The sequence below is a fragment of the Bacillota bacterium genome (genome assembly GCA_012518215.1).
Taxonomy (GTDB): domain Bacteria; phylum Bacillota; class Dethiobacteria; order DTU022; family PWGO01; genus JAAYSV01.
In genome coordinates this window covers 1-4,398 of sequence record JAAYSV010000007.1, presented here as the reverse complement: position 1 = coordinate 4,398, position 4,398 = coordinate 1, and the positions used below count along the sequence as shown (strand labels likewise).

Genomic DNA, 4,398 nt, shown 5'->3' with positions numbered 1-4,398 from the left:
TTCTTCGGTCGCCCCAAAAAGCAGGGCTCCCTCAGAATGACAGGTAATACACTGTCACATCACGTCGGCAGTCCCGTTTCGCTTCCTCGCCTTCACCGGCTATGGCAACCATTCACTCTATGTCGCTTACGCCAACATATCGGTACGGGGAAAAGATAAAAGCCAGGAACCAGTTTATGCCGGTAGGAAGGATTACATGAGGAGGGATTCTTCGGTCGCCCTGAAAAACAGGGCGACCTCCCCCCCCTGTCATTCCGAGCAAGCGGTCTTTGACGGGAACACCAACACGAAACCACTAAGAATAATTATGTAGAAACGGTAACAGCAGAATAAAAAAAAGCGCCGCGAGGAATCTCGGGCAGGGGCAGGCGTTGTGCTTGACGATGGCAACCATTCACTCTATGTCGCTTACGTCAACATATCGGTACGGGGAAAAGATTAAAACTGGAAACAGTTTATGCCGGTAGGAAGGAGTACATGAGGAGGGGATTCTTCGGTCGCGGCAAACTACAGCCGCTCTCTCAGAATGACAGTACTGGAAAAACAGTCGTGCGGAATGGCACAATACCGGGGAGGGAGTGCGGCGACTTCCTCCCCCTGTCATTCCGAGCAAGCGGTGTTTGACAAGAACACTAACATGAATCTACAGAGAATAATGATGTAGAAACGGTAACACCGGAGTAAAATAATAGCGCCGCGAGGAATCTCGGGCAAGGGCAAGCAATGTGATTGACCATGCCTTCTTTCCCTGGCATGCGGATGAAACAATCCCGGCGGAGAATTGCCCCGCCGGGATTTCCAAAGATACAGTTGTGGCGTGTCAACATGTTTCACCGAAACCTTTTTCAGCACGTCTGGCCGATGGTTGTCGCGGCAAGCCTAGAAAAATTGCCCCATGTAAGTGACGAGATCACCGATACGGCATGAATAAGCCCACTCATTGTCGTACCAGGTTACCACCCTGACCAGATTGCCCCCCACCACCATCGTGGAGAGCCCATCGACAATGCTTGAGTAGGGATTGCCCTTGAAATCCATGGAAACGAGGGGTTCATCGCTGTAAGCCAGCGCCATCGACCGACCCGCCGCTTTCATGAAAGCATCGTTGATCTCCTCGGCGGTAACCTCCCGGTCAAGCTCAACCACAAAATCGACCACGGAAACCGTCGCCGTGGGAACCCTGAGGGCAAAACCATTGAGGAGGCCATCCAGTTCCGGCATGACCAACCCGACAGCTTTGGCTGCCCCGGTCGAGGTTGGAATGATGGAAAGGGGAGCGGAACGCGCCCGGCGCAGATCCTTGTTGGGGAAATCCAGCAATACCTGATCATTTGTATAGGCATGGGTAGTATTCATCAACCCTTTTCTGATCCCGAAATTATCATGAAGAACCTTGACCACCGGTGCCAGGGCATTGGTGGTGCAGGAAGCATTGGATATGATGTGATGCTCATCGTGGCGGTAATCGTTCTCGTTGACACCAAGAACGATGGTCAGATCAACATTGTCGCCCGGGGCTGTGATGATCACTTTTTTTGCACCCGCTTGCAGATGGGCAGATGCCGCCTCACGGGAACGGAACCTTCCGGTAGCTTCAATGACGACATCCACTCCCAACTCTGACCATGGAAGATCCCGGGGATCCCTTTCGCTAAAAACCTTTATCTCTTCTTCCCCGATAACAAAAAAGTCTCCATGAACGCTTACTTCCTGATCCCAGATACCGTAACTCGAATCGTATTTAAGAAGGTGTGCCAACGTTGCAGTGTCTGTCAGATCATTGATGGCTACCACCTTGTAATCTTCTCGCCCCCAACCGGCCCGCAAAGAAAGCCTTCCAATCCTACCAAATCCGTTGATGCCAACCTTTAACATAGAAGCACATCCTCCTCATCAAAATTTATTATTCTGCCCCTGTTGTGTTTCTACCGTTGCACAGTTATATATCAAGATATGAGGCCAGGCCCCTTTTTACCCATTATTATATTATGACCACATCGGGACAAAATAAAGATTGAGATAAAATGCCTGTCAATTGTTGCTTTGATGCCCATGTGTTAAAATAAAAAAGCATTCTACTTTTTTACCTGTTATAGTATATCATGAAATTTCATGACTGCAAGATACGTGTGGACCAAAAACATTGATCGCGAATACGGAGGGATTCCTATGGATGCAATCAAAGTAGCCGTCTGCGGTGCTTCCGGCAACATGGGACGGGAAGCCATCAGGGCAATCAGTGAGCAAAACACTCTACGGCTGGTCGGAGCCCTGGATATCAGGGATTCCGGCAAAGATGTGGGGCTATTGATCGGCAGCAGGCCCCTTGGCATAGAAATATCTCTGGACCTTGAACCGATGTTGCAGGCAAGCGGGGCAGAGGTCATGGTTGATTTTACAGCTCCGGCAGCAGTGATGGAACACATATTCACGGCCCTCAAGAATGGGGTAACCCCGGTAGTGGGAACAACCGGGTTGACTGACCCGGACCTGGAACAGGTTGCCTCATGGGTTGACCGATTTGAAACGGGGGCAATCATCGCTCCCAATTTTGCCATGGGAGCCATCCTCATGATGAAATTTTCCCGCATCGCCGCCCGCTATTTCGATCAGGTCGAAATAATTGAACTTCACCATGAACACAAGATCGATGCCCCATCGGGGACGGCGATCAAGACAGCCCAGATGATCACGGCGGAAAGAAAAGAAGAGGGCAGCCTGCCCGGCCGGACTACTGCAGGCAGGCCGGAAGAAATAGAGAAGATAAGCGGTGCCCGGGGAGGGCGCTACGAAAATATCCATATTCACAGCATCAGATTGCCCGGCATGGTAGCCCATCAGGAAGTTATTTTCGGAGGCAATGGGCAGACGCTGAGTATCAGGCACGATTCCATGGACCGGCGTTCTTTCATGCCTGGCCTGCTCATGGCCATCGACCGTGCCCCCCGGCTGAAAAAATTGATCTACGGCATGGAAAACCTGATTGATTTTTAGCATCCTTGCTTAACACTCTTGCCGCCGGTTATGCATAGTATATATAAAAATCGAGTAACCGGTGGGCTGATAGATGGACGAACAACGTTTGAATGATAAAAAAATTGACCTTATCATTGACATGGATGTGCTGAAGCCAAGCACATCCGTTCAGCTTGGTATCCGGAAACTGCAGGAGGAAGGAGCCTCGATCTTCCCCCGCATCCTTCTACCCGCTGGTGAGGAAGCTGATTACAGGGTCATAAGCAAACTCCTTTCCCTCCTGAACATCGGGGAAGAAGAACTGCTGACCGATTTCATCATCGCTCACGATTTCTGTTCTTTGTACAGAAACACGATAGATATTCTCTTCATGGTAACCGGTTCGGTACATCTGCTGGAACAACTGCACGATCACCTCCTGCATGAATACAACTGTTTACACTCCGCCGGGCGATATGCCACCACCCCCCCGGTAGTGGTGTCTTTGCACCCGGGTGTCAGCGCCTTCAATCTACCGGGAGCCGTCTCACGGCTGCTCAAGATACCCCGCGTTTTCTGGGTGCCTTTCGGATGGGAAATTGCCTCCGCCTTCAAACTCCGACTGAGTGTTCGCAACGACCTCTGGGGCGAAACATGCATCCTGGCTCTTGAGGGGCAGCAAATTCAGCCCTTCTTTATCGAGATTTCGGGTATAACGGGATAACAGCGAACACCGTTACTGTTATTCGAAGGGAGCCCCATCTCCCTCTGCATCCCCTCCTCGAACACACCCTACTACCGGCATAAACCGGTTCCCGTTCTTCTTTTAAAGCATACCCACTAACCTCTGGAGTAAAAATGGCCTACCTGTCATTCCTGAACTGGTTCCCTTTTTTTCTTTCCGAGTTACCTGTCATTCTGAGTGAGCCCTGCTTTTTGGGGCGACCGAAGAATCCCCTCCTCATGTACCCCTTCCTACCGGCATAAACTTTTTCCAGTTTTAATCTTTTCCCCGTACTGATATGTTGGCGTATGCGACATGGAGTGAATGGCTGCCATCGTCAAGCACAGCGCCTGCCTCTGCCCGAGATTCCTCGCGGCGCTATTTTTTCACTCCGGTGTTACCATTTCTACATCATTATTCTCTGTAGCTTCATGTTGGTGTTCCTGTCAAAAACCGCTTGCTCGGAATGACAGGGGGGGGAGGGAGCCCTGTTTTTCAGGGCGACCGAAGAATCCCCTTCTCATGTACTCCTTCCTACCGGCATAAACTGGTTCCAGTTTTAATCTTTTCCCCGTACCGATATGTTGGCAACAGCGACATAGAGTGAATGGTTGCCATAGCCGGTGAAGGCGAGGAAGCGAAACGGGACTGCCGACGTGATGTGACAGTGTATTACCTGTCATTCTGAGGGAGCCCTGCTTTTTGGGGCGACCGAAGAA

3 protein-coding genes are annotated in these 4,398 nt (G+C 50.8%); 2 read left to right on the top strand and 1 reads right to left on the bottom strand.

What is annotated here, in order from left to right; genetic code table 11:
* Positions 1-879: 879 nt before the first annotated feature.
* Positions 880-1,875, bottom strand: a complete 996-nt coding sequence (gene gap, locus GX364_01265) for a type I glyceraldehyde-3-phosphate dehydrogenase (GenBank protein ID NLI69482.1) — start codon at positions 1,873-1,875, stop codon at positions 880-882.
* A gap of 294 nt (positions 1,876-2,169) precedes the next feature.
* Here gap and GX364_01260 point away from each other — a divergent pair, with 294 nt between their 5' ends.
* Together GX364_01260 and GX364_01255 are read left to right on the top strand one after the other, a co-directional pair.
* Complete coding sequence (locus GX364_01260; protein ID NLI69481.1) at positions 2,170-2,994, top strand: 4-hydroxy-tetrahydrodipicolinate reductase; 825 nt, start codon at positions 2,170-2,172, stop codon at positions 2,992-2,994.
* 73 nt (positions 2,995-3,067) lie between these two features.
* On the top strand, positions 3,068-3,679 hold the full coding sequence (locus tag GX364_01255) for a hypothetical protein (protein ID NLI69480.1): 612 nt from the start codon (positions 3,068-3,070) through the stop codon (positions 3,677-3,679).
* Positions 3,680-4,398 lie beyond the last annotated feature (719 nt).

Excerpts from the sequence above, each read along its gene's own strand:
- GX364_01255 (NLI69480.1), top strand. The coding sequence starts at position 3,068 with ATGGACGAACAACGTTTGAATGATAAAAAAATTGACCTTATCATTGAC.
- GX364_01260 (NLI69481.1), top strand. The coding sequence starts at position 2,170 with ATGGATGCAATCAAAGTAGCCGTCTGCGGTGCTTCCGGCAACATGGGA.
- gap (NLI69482.1), bottom strand. The coding sequence starts at position 1,875 with ATGTTAAAGGTTGGCATCAACGGATTTGGTAGGATTGGAAGGCTTTCT.